Origin of the sequence: Amycolatopsis sp. NPDC049691 (assembly GCF_040675005.1) — a bacterium.
Lineage (GTDB): Bacteria > Actinomycetota > Actinomycetes > Mycobacteriales > Pseudonocardiaceae > Amycolatopsis.
Map to the genome: position 1 here is coordinate 135,669 of NZ_JBFANX010000022.1, position 19,409 is coordinate 155,077.

Below are 19,409 nucleotides of genomic sequence, written 5' to 3' on the forward strand. Positions count from 1 at the left end.
GCGGGCGACCTGCTTTGGCAGCCGGGAAGCCGACCGGGGGAGGGATCAACTACCGCCCCCCGAAACGGTGGAGAGCCACCGCCCGACGCGCCGCAGCAGCAGCGGAGGCCGAAGCGGCGCCGGTGGTGTCGTCGCGGTTTCTGAGCCTGCACGAACGGATCCGGATCGCTGACCGGGCCCGCGAACCCGGGATTTCGCTGCGGATGATCGCGGCCGAGCCGGGCCGGCCGGTCTCCACTGTCAGCCGGGAGCTGCACCGCAACCAGCAACCCGACGGGACATGCCCGAGGGCTACACCCCGACCGCGGTCCGCAACGCCCCGGTCGCCAAGATCCAGACGTTGCCCGAGCAGCCGCGCCGGCCGCTGACCTGGGACCAGGGCAGCGAGATGCGCCTGCCCGGCCAGTTCACCGCGGCCACGAACATGCCGGTCCACTTCTGCGACCCACACGCCCCCGGCAACGCGGCACCAACGGCCTGCTGCGCCTGCACTTCCCCAAGACCTCGCCGTCCACGCCGCCGAACGCATGACACAGCTACTCAACACCACCCACCACCAGCAGCGGTGACCGCTGGAAACCGCCGAGCGGGGGCCGCTTTCCCAGTTCGTGGCCCCTCAGCGCAGTGAGCTGAAGAACTCCCGGATGTCGCCGATGAGCGCGTCCGGTTCCTCCAGCGCCGGGAAGTGCCCGCCCTTCGGGAACTCCGTCCAGCGCACGATCTTGTCCGTCCTCTCCCCCAGCGTCCGGATCGGCAGGCCGATGTCGTCCGGGAAGACCGCCACCCCCGTCGGGACCGGGTTCGACGCCGGCGGTGCTCCCCAGCCGCCCGTCAACGCCGCGTACAGCCGCGCCGATGAGTTCGCCGTCTGCGTGAACCAGTAGATCGATACGTTCGCCAGCAGGTCGTCGCGGTCGATCAGGTCCACCGAGGTGTTCGAGAACGAACGGAACTTCTCCGCGATCCACGCCAGCTGCCCCGCCGGGGAGTCGTGCAGGCCGTACGCAAGCGTTTGCGGCTTGGTCGCCTGGATCATCGCGTACCCCGTGCCCGATGCCGAGAACGCCTGGCCCTTCTCCAGGGACCGGCGGCCGGCGGCCAGTTCGTCGCCGGTCAGGCCCTCCAGGTCCGCCGGCGACCGCGGCACCGCCGACGCCAGCATCGTCACGTGGATCCCGAGCAGCCGCGCGGGAAACTGGACCGCCAGCTCACGCGAGATGATCGCGCCCCAGTCGCCGCCGTGGGCGCCGAAGCGCTCGTAGCCCAGCATCGTCATCAGCGTGGCGAACGCGCGCGCGATCCGGTCCGGTCCCCAGTCCGGCGTCGGGGTCGGCCCCGAGAAGCCGTAGCCCGGGATGGACGGCACGACCACCGTCAACGCGGAAGCGGGGTCGCCGCCGTACGCGCGCGGGTCCGTCAGCGGCCCGATGACGTCCAGGAACTCGACGATCGAGCCCGGCCAGCCGTGGGTCAGCAGCACCGGCGTGGCGTCCGGCTCCGGCGAGACGACGTGCAGGAAGTGCACGGTCGTCCCGTCGATCGACGTCGTGAACTGCGGGAAGCCGTTGATCCGCTCCTCCTGCGCCCGCCAGTCGAAGCCGGTGCGCCAGTACTCGGCCAGCTCACGCACGTAGTCGACGGGCGCCCCGAGCCGCCAGCCGGCGTCGGCGGGCTGGTCGGGCCAGCGCGTGTTCGCGAGCCGCGTGCGGAGGTCGTCGAGATCGGTCTGGGGAACGTCGATGCGGAACGGCGAGATCGTCATACCTCGACGGTAGGACCTATCGCGGACAGATCCGGTCCTCGATGCGATCCAGTACCCGGTCGACCCCACGACCGTCCACTGTGGACGACGCCTTCTTCGACAGCGACTCGCGCAGCGCGGCGTCGGACAGCAGCGAACGCAGCGTCGCCGTCACCGAAGACAGGCGATCCGCCAGGGTCTCCGCGTGGCCCAGCCCCGCCGCCAAGCCGAGGTCGAGCGCCGCCCGGTAGCCCGGCTCCTGGTTGTCCACCAGCTGGACCACGGCCGTCGGAACGCCGAGGCGGCACAGCTCCACGAAGGTCATCCCGGCCGCGCTCACGGCGACGTCGGCCGTCGCGAACAACTCCGGCAGCGCCGGGCTGGGCGGGGCGATCCGGATCGACTGCCCCGAGAGCAGCGAAGGCAGTGCGGGCTCCCCGCGCACCAGCGCGTTGGCCACGAAGGGCAGTTCCGTGTCGCGAAGCGCGCGAAGCAGCAACTCGATCGTCGAAGACCACTGCGCCCCGCCGCCCAGGACGACCGTGACGTGGGGTGGCGGACCCGTCGGTGCGCGGCGCGTCTCCAGTACGACGTCCCGCAGCGGCGCATACTCGATTCCGCGCAACAAGACGTCCGAGCCGTCGTCAGGCCGGGGCGCGGGCGCGAAGCCCGAGTCCACGACGATGTCGGCGGGACGGCGGCCGAAGACGTCATCCTCGATCGAGACCAAGAGCGCGCCGACCGCGTTGACCTCTTCGCGCAGGTCACCCAGGCCGTAGTGGTCGACGACCACGGCGTCGAATCCGGCCGCGGCGAACGGCACGCGCGCGACACCCAGCTCGTCGAGGCGGGCAGCGAGCCACTCTGCGTTCTCGACACTGCCCGCGAAAGCGACCGTCCAGCCGCGCGCCACCGCCCGCTCGGCGTAGGCGACGATCCGCGAGAGGTGACCGACGCCGATCGACCCCGAGGCGTCCGCCCGGAGCAGCAACCTCACCGGCCGACCTTCTTCTGCTCGACGTGCGCGTTCAGCGCCACCAGGTCCGGCCGCGCCCGCAGCAGCGCGACCACCGCCCGCCAGTCGCCGACCCGGTCACCCAGCTCGGTCACGATCGCGGACAGCAGCTCCCAGTCCTCGGCCGTATCGAGCGTCACGCGCAGGTCGTCGGCCGCCGGGCTCACCACGACTCCGGCGCACGAATAGCGCAACGGCTGCGAGTAGATGCCCGAGGTGACGTGCTCGCGGTCCGCTCCGGTAGCGCCGGCCACCTGCTCGCGGAGCACGGAAGCGCGCACCAGCTCGGCGTCGAAGCCGCGCGGCAGCGTCCGGACGAGCGTCGTGCTCACGTAGTCCAGCGACGGCTGGGCCCGCCACAGCGCCGCGAGCTGGCCGATCAGCGCCGGGTCCAGCAGCGGGCAGTCGGCGGTGAGCCTGATCACGGCATCGGCGGGGTGCTCGCGCAACGCCACCGCGAACCGCTCCAGGACGTCGTCCAAAGGCCCCCGGACCACCGCGGCCCCGCAGCGAGCGGCTTCCGAAGCGACGTCGTCGTCCGAAGCGTCCGAAGAGGTCGCGACCACCACCTGGTCGACGCCGGGCGCGGCCGCCGCGGCCCGGACCACCCAGCCCAGCACGCTGCGGCCGCCGAGCGGGCGCAGCACCTTGCCGGGCAGCCTGGTCGACGACGACCGGGCCTGGATGACGGCGTTGACCACGGGCGCTCCACGCATGGGTGACATGATGGCCGACGGCCACAGTCACCGAAACGCGGAGGTCAACGATGTCCGAGCTGGATGGCTCCAGCATCCTGCTCACCGGCGGGACCGGTTCCTTCGGCAAGGCGTTCATCGCGCACGCGCTCGCCGAGCTGAACCCGAGCCGGCTGGTCGTGCTCTCCCGCGACGAGCTGAAGCAGTACGAGACGCGCCAGCTGTTCGGCGACGACCCGCGCCTGCGCTGGTTCATCGGCGACATCCGCGACCGGCGCCGGCTCGAGCGCGCCATGCACGGCGTCGACTACGTCGTGCACGCCGCCGCGCTCAAGCAGGTCGACACCGGCGAGTACAACCCGTTCGAGTTCGTCCAGACCAACGTCATGGGCTCCCAGAACGTCATCGAGGCGTCGATCGACATGGGCGTCAAGAAGGTCGTCGCGCTCTCGACGGACAAGGCGTCCAGCCCGATCAACCTCTACGGCGCCACCAAGCTGTGCGCCGACCGGATGTTCATCAGCGGCAACCACTACGCGGCCGCGCACGTGACGCGCTTCTCCGTGGTCCGCTACGGCAACGTGATGGGCTCGCGCGGCAGCGTCATCCCGTTCTTCCGCAAGCTGGCCGAGCAGGGCGAGTCGCTGCCGATCACGCACAAGGACATGACCCGGTTCTGGATCACGCTGCCCCAGGCCGTGCGGTTCGTCGTCGACTCCTTCGACCAGATGCACGGCGGCGAGCTGTACGTGCCACGGATCCCCAGCATGCGGCTGGTCGACCTGGCCCAGGCGATCGCGCCGGGCAGCGAGATGCACGAGGTCGGCATCCGCCCCGGCGAGAAGCTGCACGAGGAGATGATCGCCCCGGACGACGCGCGCCGGACGGTCCAGCTCAAGGACCGCTACGTCGTCCAGCCGCACCTGGCCGGCTGGGGCTTCCAGCCGCCGGCCGACGGCACGCCGATGCCGGAGGGCTTCGCCTACCGCTCGGACACCAACGACCTCTGGCTGAACGGCGAGGAGCTGCGCGAACTGGTCGAGCAGCATGCCTGACTTCCTCCCCTACGGCCGCCAGTCGATCAGCGAAGAGGACATCCAGGCCGTCGTCGACGTCCTCCGCGGCGACTGGCTGACCACCGGCCCCGCGGTCCAGCAGTTCGAGAACGACCTCGCGGCGCACACCGGCGGAACCCCCGCCGTGGCCGTCACCTCGGGCACGGCGGCGCTGCACGTCGCCTACGCGGCCGCCGGCCTCAAGGCCGGTGACGAGGTCGTCGCCTCGCCGATGACGTTCGTCGCCACCGCCGCGACCGCCGCCCTGCACGGCGCGAAGGTGGTCTTCGCCGACGTCGAGGCCGACACCGGCAACCTGGACGTCGAAGCGGCGAAGGCCGCGGTGACCGACCGCACGAAGGTCGTCGCGGCCGTCGACTACGCGGGCCATCCGGCCGAACTGGACGCGCTCGCCAAGACCGCCCACGACGCCGGCGCGCTGCTGCTCGAGGACGCGGCGCACTCCGTCGGCGGCTCCTGGCAGGGCCGTCCGGTCGGCTCGATCGCCGACCTGACGACGTTCTCGTTCTTCCCGACCAAGAACCTCACGACGGCCGAAGGCGGCGCCGTCGTCACGCCGGACGCGAACCTGCTCGGCCGGGCGCGGAAGTTCCGCAACCACGGCCTGGTCCGCGACCGCGCCGAGCAGCGCTACCCGGACGAAGGCGGCTGGCACCAGGAGGTGCACGAGTTCGGCCTGAACTACCGCCTGCCGGACGTCCTCTGCGCGCTCGGGTCCAGCCAGCTGAGCAGGCTCGCGGAATTCAAGAAGCGCCGCGCCGAGATCCACGCCCGCTACAACGCGGCGCTGGCCGACGTCGACGGCGTCGCGACGCCGCCGAGCCGCCCGGGCGCCGATCCCGTGTGGCACCTCTACCCGCTGCGCGTCCTCGAAGGCCGGCGCAAGGCGCTGTTCGAGCACCTGCGTGGCGCCGGCATCGGGGTCCAGGTCAACTACATCCCGGCCTACTGGCACCCGGTGTTCGAGGACCTCGGCTACCGGCGCGGCCTCTGCCCGAACGCCGAGGCGTACTACGAGCAGGAGCTGTCGCTGCCGCTGTTCCCGTCGCTGACCGACGCCGACGTCGATCGCGTTGTCGACGCCGTGCGCGCGTTCTTCTAGATCAGGTCCCAGGTCAGGGGCGTGCCCTTCGCGGCGTCGACGCGGAAGGTGCGCCCCACGACCTTGGTGATCTCGGCCGGGGCCAGGCCGCCGGCGGGCCGGATCGACCGGACGTTGGCCGCGGTGACCTCGTCGCCGGCGCGGACATCCTCGACGACGTAGAGGGACCGGCGCAGCCGCAGGCCCTCCTTCTCGCTCTCGCGCGGGCCCAGCACGGGCTGCCCGAGCGCCTCCCACGCGCGGCGCGTCTCGGTGACCAGCGCGGCCAGCTCGGCCGGCTCCAGCGAGAACTCCGAGTCGACGCCGCCGTCGGCGCGAGCGAGCGTGACGTGCTTCTCGATCGCCACCGCGCCCAGCGCGACGGCCGCGACCGGCGCCCCGATGCCCGGCGTGTGGTCGGACAGGCCCACCAGCGACTGCGTCAGGCCCGCCAGCAGCGGCAGGCCGCGCAGGTTGCTCTCGGACGGCGACGCCGGGTAGCTCGCGGTGCAGCCGAGCACGATCAGCTGGTCGTTGCCCGCTTCCCGCGCGGTGCGGACCGCGGCGTCGATCTCCGCGACGTTCGCCATGCCGGTGGAGATGACCAGCGGCTTGCCCGTGCGAGCGCACAGCTCGACCAGCGGCAGGTCGACGATCTCCGACGACGCGATCTTGTACGCCGGCGCGTCGAGAGACTCCAGCAGCTCGACCGCGGTCGGGTCGAACGGGCTGGAGAAGATCTCCAGGCCGTGCGACCGGGCGCGCTCGAAGAGGGGCGCGTGCCACTCCCAGGGCGTGTGCGCCTTTTCGTACAGTTTGTACAGGTTTTCCCCGCCCCACAGCTCGTGCGAAGCACCGATCCGGAACGCCGGGGTGTCCACGTCGATGGTGATCGTGTCGGGGCGGTAGGTCTGCAGCTTGACCGCCTGCGCCCCGGTCTCCGCGATGGCGTCGACGATCGCCAGCGCACGATCGAGGTCGCCGTTGTGGTTGCCGGACATCTCGGCGATCACGAACGGCGCGTGACCGGGACCGATCGAGTGCGCGCCGATCCGGATGTCGTGCATGGTGCCTCCCCGGGGTGGACTGCGGGTCAGCTCAGAGTCTTGCGCAGCTGCCGGAAGCCGCTCACGGCAGGCGCGGCTTCGACGTAGCCGGCGCGTTCGAAGAGCTTCGCCGACGCGGTGTTTTCCTGGTGCACGGCGGCCAGCACGACCCGGACGCCGAGGCGCTCCCGGGCCACCCGCTCCCCTTCGGCGAGCACCGCGCCGGACAAGCCACGGCCGCGCTGCTCCGGCGCGAGGGTGATGCTGACCTCCCAGCCGTCACCGTCGCGCCGGTCGAACCGGACGGTGCCGGCCGGCGCGTCGTCGTGGTCCACCACGAGCAGCAGCCGGCCGGGGTCCGCGAGCACCCCGCGCAGCCACGCGAGGTGCTCGTCCAGGGCGACCACCGCCGTCGACCGCGACGACTGCCGGGTCTTCGGGTCGTTGCGCCAGCCCAGCAGCAGCTCGGCGTCGGCCTCGGTGGCTTCCCTGGCGCGCAAGCTACTGGCTGACGGGCTCTTGGACCCGGTCCTCGATGCGGCGCAGCCGGTCTTCGTAGCGGGAGATGCCCGCGAGCCGGACGCGGATCTGCGCGTGCTGGCGCTGGATCTCCTCGATCAGCGTGCGCGCCTCGGCGATCTCCGCCGAATCGGCCTTCGGCACCAGCGACATCGACTCGCGCAGCGTCTCCAGGCGGCCTTCCTGCGCGGCCACGTGCGGGATCAGCCGGTCGAGCTCGGCGCGCGTCCAGCGGAGGTCGCCGCGGGCCTGCTCGAGGCTGTGCTCGGCGTTGTCCAGCCGGCGGCGGTGGTCGGCGGTGGCGTGCTCGAGGTTGTTGACGCGGTCGGCGAGCCCGCGGGTGCGGTCGTCGACGCGGAAGTCGATGAGCTTGGCGATCCGGTCGATCAGGCCTCTGCCGAGCTTCTGCACTGCCATGGGTGGTCCTTTGCGTGGGTGGGGACGCGCGTCTAGCGCAGGAGGGTGGTGTCGCCGGTCTTGGTCCAGGAATCCAGCAGCCGCCCCTCGGCGGCGATCTGGTGCTCCGGGCCGACGATGCAGGAGTCGCCGGCGGCGTGCTCCCAGGAGGTCTGGTCCGGGTTGTCGATGAAGGAGAACCCGGTCAGCACGAGCTGCGCGGTCGGGAACGACGTCCGGGCGATCCAGGCGGCCAGCGTGCCGGTGGTCGACCACGTCGGCTCGTCGCGGGTCGGCAGGCCCAGTGCGTCCGACAGCGGCAGCACGACCTCGCGGTTCGGCACCGGGACGGCGCCGAGGTCGGCGGGCCACCAGCCCGGCACGTCCTCCGGCTCCCAGTGCATCCGGCCGGGCTCGACCAGCAGGTAGAGGCGCTTGCGGTAGTCCTGGAAGACGTACGGGGTAGCCCGGATCGCCCGGTTGAACACCACGACGTGCGTCCGCGAGCCGACGATCTCCTCGCCCGGTTTGTCGACGACGAAGCCGTTGACGCGGATCACCAGGTCGCACGCGTCGATCGCCTTCGCCCGCTGGGGGTCGGGCGGGAGCGGCTGGTTTCCGACGACGGCCACCGAGCGCGGGTCGGGCCGGTCGGCGTACGCCGCGAGCAGGTTGACCATCAAGCTCGCCGCGCCGAGAGCAGCAGTCATAAGCCGAGAAAGTACCAGCACGCAGGACACACCTCGCCGCGTAGCGGTGCCTAACGTCTACCACACGGGCGGGGTGGCCCGGACGCCGCGCACCACATCGGTACCCTCGTCCACGTGCATGCCACCAGCACGGTTCAGGCCGCGAACTCCCCCGTTGCCGCGTCGGCGCCGCCGACGTCGGACAGCAAGACGTTCGCGCGCGCCTTCGCCGACATCAAGGCCGGTTTCCGCGCCCGCGAGCTGTGGGGTCACCTCGGCTGGCAGGACATCAAGCAGCGCTACCGCCGCTCGGTGATCGGGCCCTTCTGGATCACCATCAGCCAGGCCGTCATCGCGCTCGGGCTCGGGCTGCTGTACTCGCAGCTGTTCAACTCCCCGATCCAGGTGTTCCTGCCCTACCTGTCCACGGGCTTCATCCTGTGGGGCTTCATCAGCGGCTGCCTCGCCGAGGGCATGGAGACGTTCATCTCCAACGAGGGGCTGATCAAGCAGCTCCCGGCGCCGCTGAGCGTGTACATGCTGCGCACGGTGTGGCGGCAGTCGCTGCTGCTGGCGCACAACATGATCGTGTACGTCGCCATCCTCGCGATCTTCTTCACCGCGCTGGACAACCCGTACTCGCTGGGCGACCCGCACGGCCTCTGCGCGAAGGACCTGTTCTGCCACCCCGGCCTCAGCTGGAACATCCTGCTGGCCATCCCCGGCTTCTTCCTGCTGGCGCTCAACGCCGGCTGGGTGACGCTGCTGCTGGGCATCATCTCGACCCGGTTCCGCGACATCCCGCAGGTCATCAACTCGCTGATCCAGCTGCTGTTCTACGGCACGCCGATCGTGTGGCCGGTCGACCAGCTGCTCTCCGGCGGGACCCGCGCGGGCATCTCGTGGGTGCTGCCGATCATCCAGCTGAACCCGCTGTACCACTTCATGCAGGTGGTCCGCGCGCCGCTGATCGGGCAGTCGTTCACGCTCGGCAACTGGATCGTGGTCGGCTCCATCACCATCGTCGGCTGGGCGCTCGCGCTCGTCGCGATGCGCAACTACCGTGCCCGCGTCTCCTACTGGGTGTGACACAACATGGTCAGCATTGACGTCCAGAACGCCTTCGTCGACTTCCCGATCTTCGACGCGAAGACCCGGTCGATGAAGAAGCGGGTCCTCGGCAAGGTCGGCGGCAAGATCGGCACCGACACCAAGGTGCCGATCATCGAAGCCCTGCACGACGTGACCCTCAACCTCCGCGAAGGCGACCGGGTCGGGCTCGTCGGGCACAACGGCGCGGGCAAGTCCACGCTGCTGCGGCTGCTCGCCGGCATCTACGAGCCGACCCGCGGTTCCGCGCGGATCCAGGGCAAGATCGCGCCGGTCTTCGACCTCGGCATCGGCATGGACCCGGAGATCTCCGGCGAGGAGAACATCATCATCCGCGGCCTCTTCCTCGGCATGACCGCCAAGGAGATGGAGAAGCGGGTCGACGACATCGCGGAGTTCACCGAGCTCGGCGACTACCTGCAGATGCCGCTGCGCACGTACTCGACGGGTATGCGCGTGCGGCTCGCGCTCGGGGTCGTCACCTCGATCGACCCCGAGATCCTGATCCTCGACGAGGGCATCGGCGCGGTCGACGCGGCGTTCCTCAACAAGGCGCGCGACCGCCTCAAGGACCTGGTCAAGCGCTCGGGCATCCTGGTGTTCGCCAGCCACGCCGACGAGTTCCTGTTCGAGCTCTGCGACTCGGCGCTCTGGATGGACGAAGGCCACATCAAGCAGCAGGGCTCGCTGCGGGACGTCCTCACCGGCTACAAGGGCCGCGACCCGTTCCAGGACATGAGCAAGGAAACGCTGCAGCGCCTGGGCATCGAACCGGTGGCGACGACGAACGGCGGGGAATGATGACCAGCGAGACCCGGCAGCTGCCCGACGGCGCGGTCGTCGGCGTGGTCGTCACGCGGCACCGGCGCGAGCTGCTCGCGGACTCGCTGAAGATCATCGCGGCCCAGACCCGGCCGGTCGACCACCTGGTGGTGGTGGACAACGGACCGGACGACTCGGCCCGCGAAGTCGTCGACAACTACCCGCTGCCGCACACGTACCTGCCGTCGCACCGCAACCTCGGCGGGGCGGGCGGGTTCGCGCTGGGCATGCTGCACGCGCTGTCGCTGGGCGCGGACTGGGTCTGGCTGGCCGACGACGACGGCCGCCCGGCCGACGAGAACGTGCTGGCGATCCTGCTGGAGGAAGCGGAAAAGCGGGGCCTGGCGGAGATTTCGCCGGTGGTGTCCAACATCGACGCCCCGGAGAAGCTGGCGTTCCCGCTGCGCCGCGGCCTGACGTGGAAGCGGTCGCAGTCCGAGCTGGGCGTGGACTTCCTGCCCGGCATCGCGTCGCTGATGAACGGCGCGCTCTTCCGGGCGTCCACTTTGGACGTCGTGGGCGTGCCGGACCTGCGCCTGTTCTTCCGCGGCGACGAGGTCGAGCTGCACCGGCGGCTGGTGCGGTCGGGGCTGCCGTTCGGCACGTCGCTGAAGACGAAGTACCTGCACCCGGACGGCTCGGACGAGTTCAAGCCGATGCTGGGCGGCAAGTTCCACGCGCAGGACCCGGAGAACGAGGTCAAGCGGTACTACACGTACCGCAACCGCGGGTACCTGTTGTCCCAGCCCGGGATGCGCAAGATCGGCGCGCTGGAGATCGTCCGGTTCGGGCTGTACTTCGTGGGCGTGAAGCGCGACCCGAAGGCGTTCCTGCAGTGGCTGAAGCTGGTGCGCCAGGGCCGCGCGGAGAAGTTCTACCGCTACTGAAACTGCCCTTCGAGCGGCACCGGCACGGCTTCGGTCCGGACGTCGGTGAGTTCGTTGGCGGGCACGGTCTTGCGCCACACGCGGTAGTCCACTTCCGACAGTCCCAGGTCGCGCGCGGTGAGGTAGTCCTCGTCGGCCAGGTGCAGGTCGGCGGAGTCGCGCGTCCGGCCGAGGAGCTCGAAGGTGCCACCGCGCCACCGGCACAGTGTCCGCACGAAGGTGAGCTCGTCCAGCTCGACCTGGTCGACGGCCTTCATCCGGAAGCCGTAGGTCTCCCCGAAGTCGGTGGGCGCGGCGGCGCCGGGCAGCGGGTGCAGGACGACCCGCGCGGGACCGGCGAACTCGGCGTCGAAGTCACCACCGCGGTACCGGGCGGTGTAGCCACGCCGCACGAGCGGCGGCAGCGGCACGGGCGGCGGGAAGAACGCGGCCTCGCCGAAAACGTCCTTTCGGTCGGGGATCCAGCCGACTTTCCGGCTGTGGTACTGCGCGAGCCGTTCTTCGGTGTTGTCGGCGCGGCGCACGAGGAGTTCGGCGCCGACGGGGAGTTCGACCAACCGCAGGACGTATTCGGGCAGCGGGTGGTCGACCCCGGGGAAGTACCCCGTCCCGAGGTACGGCGGCGGGTAGACGCGGGCGGTTCCCAGCTCCTGCGCGATTTCCCGGTCGGTCGAGCCGTAGGAGGTGCGGAACGGGAAGGTGTGGCCGGCGGTGAAGCGGAGGAGGTAGAGCTCGTCGAGCGGGCCCCAGCCGGGGATCTTGCCGAGGCCGTAGTTCCGGACCATGGCGGCGGTGTCGAGCTCGGCGACGTCCTCGAGGCGGCCGGCGAACCCTTGGACCCGGTGCGGTTCGAAGCGACCGGGGACGAGCACGTTGCCCAGGTAGAGGCCGACGAGTCCGGGTTTGACCGGCAGCTGGACGACCGTGTTGCCGAGGAGACCGGCGGGAGCGTCAGGACTCATCGGCTTCCTCCGGCATCGAGGTGGTCGGTGCGCTCTTCACGCAGGTTGGTGACCATGTCCTTCGGGACTGTGGCCTCGAAGGTGAACTGGTCCGTCCGCTGGAAGTTCACCTCGGGGTGCTCCTCCGGCTTGGCCCAGGTTTCGGCGAGCCAGTGCCCATCGCCCCGCCCGACCACTCCGATGAAGTACGTGTCGCCTTCTTCGCTGTAGATCTCGAACTCGTGTCCGAGAAAGGTGCCGTAGGTGCGAACGGTGTACCGCTCGTCGAGATCGGCGATCGGGACCAGCCGCCAGGGTGTTCCGTCCCGGTAGAGCTGCACGTCGGCCGGCACCCGGGTGGCAGCGGAGTAGACCTCGCCCTCGAACACCGCGTAGTCGAGGGGGGAAATCCTACGGTGTTGCGGCACTGGAGCCTCCTCGGCCACGTACGTCGAACCAACCCCGGTCCGGGAGGTACACCCCGGCCAAGGACTCCGTCCCGTCCGCGTGGACGAGGTACATCTCGGCCCGGCCACCGTAGTCGGCTCGCGTCTGGATCCACTCCGGCACCCCGCCGCCGGTGTAACCCGTTCCGAGGAACGGCGGGTCCCACGGACGTGGCGCCGACTGGCCGGACAGCACCTGCATCTCGTGCGCGGTCCTGGCGTCCGTGCCGCCGAAGCTGGTCTCCATCGAGTTCGTGTCGCCGGGGTACCTGAGCTGATAGGCGTGCGGCGCACCGTCTTCGATCGGTGTCCACCCGGCGCCCTGGTCGTCCAGCGCGAGCTTGTCGCGGAATTCGGCCGGGGTTCCGTACTGGGCGGTGTCGCTCCCGCGGGCGACCGACCCGCCGACCTGCCCCGGATCGAACTTCTTGGTGTCGCCGCTGCTCAGCTCCACGTAGCTGGTCTTGTTCTGCAGCGTCGCTTCACCCATTTCCGGCTTGACCACCTTCGTCATGATCTCGCCCGGGTTGGCCCTCAGCTCGTTGCGGACCGCCACGATCTCCGCGCGCTGGGCCGGGGTCAGGTCCGCCGTCGGCTTGAGGGTCATCGCCAGGTGCTGGTCCGGGTCGTAGCCCAGCCTGCTCGCCGCGTCGCGGATCTGGTTGTCCGTGGACGTCGGGCGCGTCTGCATCGACTCGCGCGTGTACTGGCCGCGCAGCTCGTCGTCGCTCGCGTGGTGGCCCTGGTTGTTGCGCATTCCGCCGCCGCCGTCCGGTGGGTGCGTCGGTGGCGGGTTCGAGCCCGGTGGTGGTGGGTTGCCGCCGCTTCCGGCCGCCTTCACCGGCGGGGCGTCGACCGGCTTGCCCGCCGCCGCGATCGCGGCCGCGCTGTTCGCCTCCGTCGTCTGGTAGTGCTCGCGGACCGCCTTCGTGCGCGCTCCCGCGTCCTCGACCGCCTTGCCCGCTCGGGCGACGTGCTCCTTGGCCGCGCTCACCGTTCCGTTGAGCGTGCCGGTCATGCCCGAGCCGATGACGCCCATCGACTTCGCGCCGAAGTTCGCGCCCGCCACCGTCCGGCCGACCGCGTGGACCTTGTCCTTCGTGCGGCCGAGGTGGCCCTCCATCGTGCTCAGCGAGTCCGTGTGGACGCCGTACCCGCCGCCGTGGCCGGTCGCCGGCGCGTGTGACTCGTGGGCCGGGCGCGGTTCGGTGAGGTGCGGGTTCGACGTCTCGTGGTGCGTCGGCGACGTGTCGACGTGGTGGGGCGTGCTCGTGTGGTGCGGCGTACTCGTGTGGTGAGTCGCCATCTCACGCCTCCGTCTCGTACGGCTTCGCGGCCTGGTACGCACCCATCGCGAGGCCGCCGACCGTGGAGAACCGGTCGAGGCCCTTGGTCAGCTTCTCCATCGCCTCCATCAGCTTGGCCAGCCGGCCGCCCTGCCGTGCGAAGCCTTCCAGGAGCTTGCTGATCTTGCCGGCGATCTTCGACGCCGTCGCCGCGGCGCGAGCCGACGCGACCCCGCAGAACGCCGCGATCGACCCGCCGAACGTCACCACCGCCGAGGCCGCCGCGATCAGCGCGTCGCGGATCAGCTCGGCGATCACCGACGAAATCAGCCCGAAGACGATGCCGCGCAACGTGCAGACGAGCATCCCGGAGATGCCCGCGACGGCCGCGGTGCCGTCCAGCGTCTTGCCGAGCGACTCCAGCTCCTCGGCCATCTTCGTGAGGCTGTCGCGGTAGGCGTCGGCGGCCTGGCCGGTCCACTCGGCGACGCTGCGGAGGTCGTCGCGGTGCTCCTGGGCGAGGGTGTGCATCTCGGCCGCGGCGGACTTGAGCTGGTCGACGTTCGCGTTGATCTCGTCGGGGTTGCCGAGCAGCGCGTCGAGCGGCTCGCGCAGGAAGCTGACGTGCTCGAGCAGCCAGCCGACGCCGGCGTTGAGGATCGCGCCGAGCGGGTCGATCGCGGCGCCGACGGTGTCGACGACCGCGCCGGCCGCGCTCACCGCGACCCCGAGGACGTGTTCGCCCTCCGATTCCGAATCCGACTTGATCGAATCGACGAGCCCGGCGTAGGTGTCGACGATGCCGGCACCCGAAGTCGCGGTGGTCATGGTCCCCCTCAGTCCCGGCGCATGAACGTGTTGTCCCCGAAGTCGTCATCGTCGTCACGCGGCGGCCGCGGCGGGCGCCGGACCGGCGGTGGCGGCGGGGTTTCCGGCTCGTCGTGCTGCCAGAGCCGGCGTTCCCGGACCGGCTCCGGCGCGGGCGGCTCTTCGGGCTCCTCCGGCGGCACGTACCCGGTGACCATGTGCATCGCCTCGGAGTCGCCGCCCAGCGGCGCGAACGCGGCGGCGACGTTGACGGCCGCGCCACGCTGGGCCTTGCGCGCGAGCTTGAGGATCTCTTCCGCGAGCTTGGCGCCGGACTTGCCGGCCAGCGCGGAGTCGGTGAGCTGCAGGTCGGTGAGCGAACCGTTCGGGGCGACGCCGACGCGGATGGTGCCGTCCGGCGAGGCGACGGTCGTCCCGGCGGCCTCCAGCCCGACGCGGAACTGTTCGGCCTTAGCCTGGACGTCCGCGATCTTCGTTTCGAAGCCCGCCAGCCATTCCTCAGGTGTCATCGCTCGCCTCCGCGGTGTCCGACGCGAGGCGAAGGCTACTGGTTCCACGACCAGCACAAAGGGAAAACGGCCCCGGTTCACCGGGGCCGTTTCCGTTATGTCCGTTATTCGCCGATGACCGGCGGCGCGGTGCGCAGGTCCGTGCCGAAGACCTCGTCGGGGTCGCCCTCGACGAGGTAGGTCGGCCGCGAGTGCTCCGTGTCCTCGTCGCCCTCGCCCTTCTGGCCGCGGCCCATGCCGCCCGCGCCCATCCCGCCGCGTCCGGAGGCGCTGCCCGAGCCGAGCCCGCCCATCCCGCGCCCGGCGGCGGCTTCGGCGGCACCGATGCCACCCGGCCGCGCCGCCCCCGACGCGGCACCCGCGCCGGTGGCGTTGCCGGCGCCCGAGCCACCGGGACCGAACCCACCGCCCCGGCCGGCGCCCCCGCCGACCTTGGAGTTGTAGGCCTCGTCCCCGCCGAAGTTCATCCCGCCCATGGGCATCGGGCTCATCGGCGGCATGCCACCGAACGACTGGTTGGGGTTCGACGTCGACCCGCCGGGAATCGTCCCCGGTGTGAAGCTCGACGGCGTGGTGGTGCCGGCCGGGAGAAGCCCGGCACCGGTCGTCGAGCCGGGACCGGAGAGGTGGCCGGCCGGCCCGCCGAGGTTGCCGGGGATGTTGCCGGTGGCGAAGTTGTTGCTGCCGCTCGGCGTGTTCACCGAGTTGGACCCCGGCATGTTCACGCTGCCCGGATTGTCGATGCCGTTCTTGTCCCCGGTGCCGTTGGGATCACCGGAGCCCCCACCGGTGCTGAAACTGGGCGGCGGCGCGAAGGCCGGCTGCTTCGACGCGGCTTCGTAGAGGTTCTTGTCGTAGGTCGCCATGACGCTCGCGGCCTGGTCGTGCGCCGCTTGGCTGTCCTTCTGCTTCTGCAGGGACTTGTCGACGTTGTCGGGCAGGCTGAAGGGGTTCGACGTCGCCCAGGACTTGAACTCGTCGCTCCAGCTGAACGGGATCGGGGCCGGCATGGAGTTCTTGGCCGTCGCCGCGGCCTGGCCCTGGTCGTAGATGGTCTCCGAGGCGAGCTTCGCGTTCTGCGAGTTGGCGTCGGACCACTTGCCAAGCGTCGTGAAGTACTGCTGGGCGTTTTGCGCCGCGGCGCCTTCCCAGGTTCCCTTGGAGGCGTTGACCGCGGTGTTCATCGACGTCGCGAACTTCTCGAAGACCTTGTGCACCTCGTGGTACGCGGTCGAAACCTCGGAAACCTGATCGACGTCGAGATTGCTTTGCAGGAACGCCTGCAGCTGCGTGTGGTCAGTGCCCTTGTAGTCCGCGTTCGGCGCGTTCAGGCCCTGGACGTACTCGACATCCCGGCCCTTGGTGGCGTCCGCGACGTTCTTGTCGCCCATCTCCTGGGACTGGTTCTTCGCCTTGGCCTGCGCGATCCATTGCTGCACCGGACCGAACAACCAGCTGCCCGGGTCGACGCCCTCTTCCGCCTTCTGCTGCAGGTAGGCGTCGCGCTCCGCGGGCGCCATGTCCTGGACTTCTTGCGGCGTCTTGTCCGCGGTCTTCGGCGGCGGACCCTGTCGCGTCGTCATCTGGGTTCCCCTATCCCTTCGGCAGCCGCGGTTCGACAGCGGCCTTCGCGACCGCTTCGGCGATTTGGCAGGCTTCTTCCGCGGAATCGGCACCGGTCAGCGACACGTCCACCCGCGACGCGTCGCCCACCGGAATGGCGAGCGTGCAGGCGGGCAAGGTCGCGTCGCCGGGCGCCTCCTTCGCCTTCCTGCCGTTGATGTCCTTGTCGACCACGCCGCCACCGTTGTCGTTCACCTGCGCGACCGACGCGGTATCGCGAATGCCGACGCCGATCACCTTGGAATCGTCACTCGCCGAGGCGATCTCCTGCCGGTAGCTGCACGACCGCGCGCCGCCGATCGTCTGCTTCACCGGGTCGTGGAACTTCCCGTAGCTGCTCAGGTCGCTCATCTCGAGGAGCGAGCAGGCGTCGGTGATCGACTGGGTCCCGCCGCCACCCGAGGAGGAACTTTCCGGTGAGCTCGGCTCACTCGCCGAAGGCGACTGAGCGGGCGACGCCGTTCCTTCTTGGGTGGTGGTGCACCCGGCCAGCAACGCACCACCGGCGACCAGCGGAAGAACAACGCGAACGAGAAGTTTCGACATACCTCAGGGCCTACTTGGTCTGGAGCGAAGTGAAAGCTTGGTTCTCGGTTTCCTTGTACAGGCCCGCGGCCCTGGCGAGCGCTTCATCAGCCTGCTTCGCGACTTGCGCGAGCTGCTGGAGGACACGGGTGGCCGAACCCTCGGCCTGGGACGCGCTCTTCTGGTCGTGCTTGGCGACGGTGTGCCCGTACGGGTGGTTGCCGAGCTGCGGCTCCTGGTCGAGCACGAAGCTCTTGTACTGGAGGTCCGCGAGGTCGTTGACCAGGTCGGTCAGGGCGTCCCGGATCGGCTTGACGCCCTCCGGGGTGATCTTGAAGCCGCCGCCCTTGGCCGCGTCCACCAGCTTCTGCGTCTCCGCCGTGACGCCCTGGATGGCGCCGAGGTTCATGACGTCCGCGAACGAGCCGCCGCCACCGCCATCGGCCATCAACATCGCTGTTCCACCCCGTATCGCTTCGCCCGTGCGTGTGCACCCGGAAGTCTACTAGCCGGGCACCCTGCGCAACGGCTGTTCACCGATCTTCACCGTTGGACGTCGAACGCCCACCGCCGGTTCCCGGACCGTCAGAACTGGCCCTCGAGCTGGGCGTACAGCTGCTGGGCCAGCCGCGCGTTGTCGGCTGGGGCGTACGTGATCCAGCGCTGGCCGTCCGCGGCCGCCCTCGACGACATCAGCCAGCGGCCCGACTCCGTGTCGAACCAGGCCAACGGCGGGAACGTCCCGCCGCGCGTCTGGGCCGTGAACTGGCCCACGCGCTTCTTCGGCTCCTGGAACACCCGCTCGATCATGCGGAGCTGGGGACCGCCGCCGCCACCGCTGGAGCGGGGGCCGCTCACCCCCGCGAACGGGTCGTACGCGTCGTCGCGGCGCTGGTGGCGGGGCTGCTCCGCCGGCCGCGAAATGGTGACCGACTGGCCGGGCGCCGCCGGGGTCAGGGGCAGCAGGTCGACGATCGCCGGGACGATGCCCGTCGGGCGGACCTCCTCGAAGACGATCAGGTTCTCCTCCTGCTTGGCCAGCACCGCGAACTGGCCGTCGGACGCGACGCGGGCGAACAGGTGGCGGTCGCCCAGCTCGGCCGCCGCGTTGATCGCCACGCTGCCGCGGACGAACGTCGCCAGCGCCAGCTCCGCGTCCGCGTCGAGGCGGCCGCGGCTCCACAGCCCGCGCCCGTTCAGGTCGCGGACGACGGCGTCGCGGATCATCGCGCGCTGCTCGACCGTCGTGCCGACGTGCGGGACCTCGAACGGCGTCGGCGCGCGACCGAGGCCGAGCTGCTCCAGCAGGATGTCCACCGCTGCCAGTGACAGCGAGAACGAGTGCGGCATCGCTTCCATCCCCCCGCGGTTCATCCGGACTTGCCGAAACGGTAGTCCATCCGCTCTCGGCGAACCCGCTTGCCCGGGCGAGATCGCCGCTGGTCCGATGGACGCATGGCCGATCCGAAACCCGCACTCGTGCTGCACCTCGCCACCGGCGGGGAGCCGCTGCTGTTCGCACTGACGACCGAGGAATCCGCCAAGCTGGCGGGCCGGCTCACCCAGCTGGTGAAGGCCGGCGCGGTCGAGACGGTGACCACCAAGGACCATTCGGCGGTCGCGATCAACTTCGCCCACGTCGCCGCCGCGTACGTCGACGACCTCACCCGCAAGAGCACCGTCTTCGGCATGCACGGCTAGACACGGCGAAGGCCGCCTCACGACGAACGTGAGGCGGCCTTCGGCCGGAAGCTCAGAGCTTGTACAGGCGCTTCCAGTTCTCGCGCGAGGTCAGCTCCGGCATGGCGCGCTTGTACTGCTCCTGCACCGCCGCGCCTTCCTTGCGCAGCCGCTGGACCACCTTCGCGCCGCGCTTGGCCAGGTCGAACATCTTGACCTTGTCGTACGAGCGGACGCGGACGCCTTCCTGGTTCGCGTCCGTCACGACCGCCGTGTCGAACAGCGCGATGTGCCACCAGTTCGCCTCGTCGATCGGCACCGCGCCGAGGCCGAAGCGGCTGCGGCCGAGCACGCGGTCGAGGATCCGCTTGATCAGCACCAGGCGCTGCATGCTGGGCCGCGGTGCGCTGTTGATGATGCCGATGTCGTTGGAGGCGATGCCCGGGACGTCGGTGGCCTTGTAGCGTTTGGTCTCGGGGTAGGCGTCGCGGATG

23 protein-coding genes and 2 pseudogenes are annotated in these 19,409 nt (G+C 70.4%); 8 read left to right on the forward strand and 17 right to left on the reverse strand.

Features of this window, described 5'->3' with window-relative positions; genetic code table 11:
• Positions 1–125 precede the first annotated feature (125 nt).
• Both AB0J40_RS37840 and AB0J40_RS37845 read left to right on the forward strand, forming a co-directional pair.
• Entirely contained in the window at positions 126–368 is a 243-nt protein-coding gene (locus AB0J40_RS37840; protein ID WP_364463449.1) for a helix-turn-helix domain-containing protein, read from the forward strand.
• Positions 341–501 (forward strand): annotated as a pseudogene (locus AB0J40_RS37845) (IS30 family transposase); the annotation flags it as partial. The gene AB0J40_RS37840 and the pseudogene AB0J40_RS37845, both read left to right, overlap by 28 nt.
• Positions 502–616: 115 nt before the next feature.
• Here AB0J40_RS37845 and AB0J40_RS37850 read toward each other — a convergent pair.
• Genes AB0J40_RS37850 through AB0J40_RS37860 form a run of 3 tightly spaced genes read right to left on the reverse strand, consistent with a single transcriptional unit; the run spans position 617 to position 3,481 of the window.
• The gene (locus tag AB0J40_RS37850; protein ID WP_364463362.1) at positions 617–1,762 is read right to left on the reverse strand and encodes an epoxide hydrolase family protein; all 1,146 of its coding nucleotides are present in this window, start codon (positions 1,760–1,762) and stop codon (positions 617–619) included.
• A gap of 16 nt (positions 1,763–1,778) precedes the next feature.
• A complete protein-coding gene (locus tag AB0J40_RS37855; protein ID WP_364463365.1) occupies positions 1,779–2,738 on the reverse strand; it encodes a spore coat protein in 960 nt (319 codons plus the stop codon).
• Complete coding sequence (locus AB0J40_RS37860) at positions 2,735–3,481, reverse strand: glycosyltransferase family protein (protein WP_364463368.1); 747 nt, start codon at positions 3,479–3,481, stop codon at positions 2,735–2,737. Before AB0J40_RS37860 ends, AB0J40_RS37855 begins: the two co-directional genes overlap by 4 nt.
• Positions 3,482–3,522: 41 nt before the next feature.
• Between AB0J40_RS37860 and pseB the strand changes: the two genes are divergently transcribed.
• The gene (pseB, locus tag AB0J40_RS37865; RefSeq protein WP_364463371.1) at positions 3,523–4,506 is read left to right on the forward strand and encodes a UDP-N-acetylglucosamine 4,6-dehydratase (inverting); all 984 of its coding nucleotides are present in this window, start codon (positions 3,523–3,525) and stop codon (positions 4,504–4,506) included.
• Complete coding sequence (locus tag AB0J40_RS37870) at positions 4,499–5,629, forward strand: aminotransferase class I/II-fold pyridoxal phosphate-dependent enzyme (protein WP_364463374.1); 1,131 nt, start codon at positions 4,499–4,501, stop codon at positions 5,627–5,629. The genes pseB and AB0J40_RS37870 overlap by 8 nt, the downstream gene beginning before the upstream one ends.
• Here AB0J40_RS37870 and pseI read toward each other — a convergent pair.
• From pseI to AB0J40_RS37890, 4 genes are read right to left on the reverse strand one after another with little or no spacing between them, the layout of a single operon-like run.
• Positions 5,626–6,675, reverse strand: coding sequence for a pseudaminic acid synthase (gene pseI / locus AB0J40_RS37875; protein WP_364463377.1), 1,050 nt, complete (start codon positions 6,673–6,675; stop codon positions 5,626–5,628). The two genes, AB0J40_RS37870 and pseI, sit on opposite strands and share 4 nt — an antisense overlap.
• Before the next feature lie 26 nt (positions 6,676–6,701).
• Positions 6,702–7,154, reverse strand: coding sequence for a GNAT family N-acetyltransferase (locus AB0J40_RS37880; protein WP_364463380.1), 453 nt, complete (start codon positions 7,152–7,154; stop codon positions 6,702–6,704).
• A 1-nt stretch (position 7,155) separates the two neighbouring features.
• Entirely contained in the window at positions 7,156–7,590 is a 435-nt protein-coding gene (locus AB0J40_RS37885; RefSeq protein ID WP_364463383.1) for a hypothetical protein, read from the reverse strand.
• A gap of 32 nt (positions 7,591–7,622) precedes the next feature.
• Complete coding sequence (locus AB0J40_RS37890) at positions 7,623–8,249, reverse strand: hypothetical protein (RefSeq protein ID WP_364463451.1); 627 nt, start codon at positions 8,247–8,249, stop codon at positions 7,623–7,625.
• Between the two features lie 144 nt (positions 8,250–8,393).
• On the opposite strand from AB0J40_RS37890, the gene AB0J40_RS37895 reads away from it, so the two are divergent.
• The 3 genes from AB0J40_RS37895 to AB0J40_RS37905 are packed head-to-tail and all read left to right on the forward strand — an operon-like array spanning position 8,394 to position 11,077.
• Positions 8,394–9,347 (forward strand): ABC transporter permease, encoded by a 954-nt coding sequence (locus tag AB0J40_RS37895; protein WP_364463386.1) that lies wholly within the window; start codon positions 8,394–8,396, stop codon positions 9,345–9,347.
• Between the two features lie 6 nt (positions 9,348–9,353).
• Positions 9,354–10,169 carry an ABC transporter ATP-binding protein gene (locus AB0J40_RS37900; RefSeq protein ID WP_364463389.1) on the forward strand — a complete coding sequence of 272 codons (816 nt, stop codon included), beginning with the start codon at positions 9,354–9,356 and terminating at the stop codon, positions 10,167–10,169.
• Positions 10,169–11,077 carry a glycosyltransferase family 2 protein gene (locus AB0J40_RS37905; RefSeq protein ID WP_364463392.1) on the forward strand — a complete coding sequence of 303 codons (909 nt, stop codon included), beginning with the start codon at positions 10,169–10,171 and terminating at the stop codon, positions 11,075–11,077. Before AB0J40_RS37900 ends, AB0J40_RS37905 begins: the two co-directional genes overlap by 1 nt.
• Here AB0J40_RS37905 and AB0J40_RS37910 read toward each other — a convergent pair.
• From AB0J40_RS37910 to AB0J40_RS37950, 9 genes are all read right to left on the reverse strand, one after another.
• Positions 11,071–12,039: a hypothetical protein gene (locus AB0J40_RS37910; RefSeq protein WP_364463395.1), complete on the reverse strand. Its 969-nt coding sequence runs from the start codon at positions 12,037–12,039 to the stop codon at positions 11,071–11,073. The genes AB0J40_RS37905 and AB0J40_RS37910 overlap by 7 nt on opposite strands.
• Entirely contained in the window at positions 12,036–12,446 is a 411-nt protein-coding gene (locus tag AB0J40_RS37915; RefSeq protein WP_364463398.1) for a hypothetical protein, read from the reverse strand. The genes AB0J40_RS37910 and AB0J40_RS37915 overlap by 4 nt, the downstream gene beginning before the upstream one ends.
• Positions 12,430–13,770 (reverse strand): hypothetical protein, encoded by a 1,341-nt coding sequence (locus AB0J40_RS37920; RefSeq protein ID WP_364463401.1) that lies wholly within the window; start codon positions 13,768–13,770, stop codon positions 12,430–12,432. The genes AB0J40_RS37915 and AB0J40_RS37920 overlap by 17 nt, the downstream gene beginning before the upstream one ends.
• A gap of 1 nt (position 13,771) precedes the next feature.
• Complete coding sequence (locus tag AB0J40_RS37925; RefSeq protein WP_364463404.1) at positions 13,772–14,578, reverse strand: WXG100 family type VII secretion target; 807 nt, start codon at positions 14,576–14,578, stop codon at positions 13,772–13,774.
• Positions 14,579–14,586: 8 nt separating this feature from the next.
• Positions 14,587–15,087 carry a YbaB/EbfC family nucleoid-associated protein gene (locus tag AB0J40_RS37930; RefSeq protein ID WP_364463407.1) on the reverse strand — a complete coding sequence of 167 codons (501 nt, stop codon included), beginning with the start codon at positions 15,085–15,087 and terminating at the stop codon, positions 14,587–14,589.
• Positions 15,088–15,191: 104 nt separating this feature from the next.
• Positions 15,192–16,670, reverse strand: coding sequence for a hypothetical protein (locus AB0J40_RS37935; RefSeq protein WP_364463410.1), 1,479 nt, complete (start codon positions 16,668–16,670; stop codon positions 15,192–15,194).
• 10 nt (positions 16,671–16,680) lie between these two features.
• The gene (locus AB0J40_RS37940; protein WP_364463413.1) at positions 16,681–17,256 is read right to left on the reverse strand and encodes a DUF3558 family protein; all 576 of its coding nucleotides are present in this window, start codon (positions 17,254–17,256) and stop codon (positions 16,681–16,683) included.
• 10 nt (positions 17,257–17,266) lie between these two features.
• On the reverse strand, positions 17,267–17,689 hold the full coding sequence (locus AB0J40_RS37945) for a hypothetical protein (RefSeq protein WP_364463416.1): 423 nt from the start codon (positions 17,687–17,689) through the stop codon (positions 17,267–17,269).
• 131 nt (positions 17,690–17,820) lie between these two features.
• Positions 17,821–18,585, reverse strand: a complete 765-nt coding sequence (locus AB0J40_RS37950) for an ESX secretion-associated protein EspG (RefSeq protein ID WP_364463419.1) — start codon at positions 18,583–18,585, stop codon at positions 17,821–17,823.
• A gap of 105 nt (positions 18,586–18,690) precedes the next feature.
• On the opposite strand from AB0J40_RS37950, the gene AB0J40_RS37955 reads away from it, so the two are divergent.
• Entirely contained in the window at positions 18,691–18,936 is a 246-nt protein-coding gene (locus tag AB0J40_RS37955) for a hypothetical protein (RefSeq protein ID WP_364463422.1), read from the forward strand.
• A 52-nt stretch (positions 18,937–18,988) separates the two neighbouring features.
• On the opposite strand, the pseudogene AB0J40_RS37960 reads toward AB0J40_RS37955, so the two are convergent.
• A pseudogene (locus AB0J40_RS37960) lies at positions 18,989–19,409 on the reverse strand (glycosyltransferase family 2 protein); the annotation flags it as partial.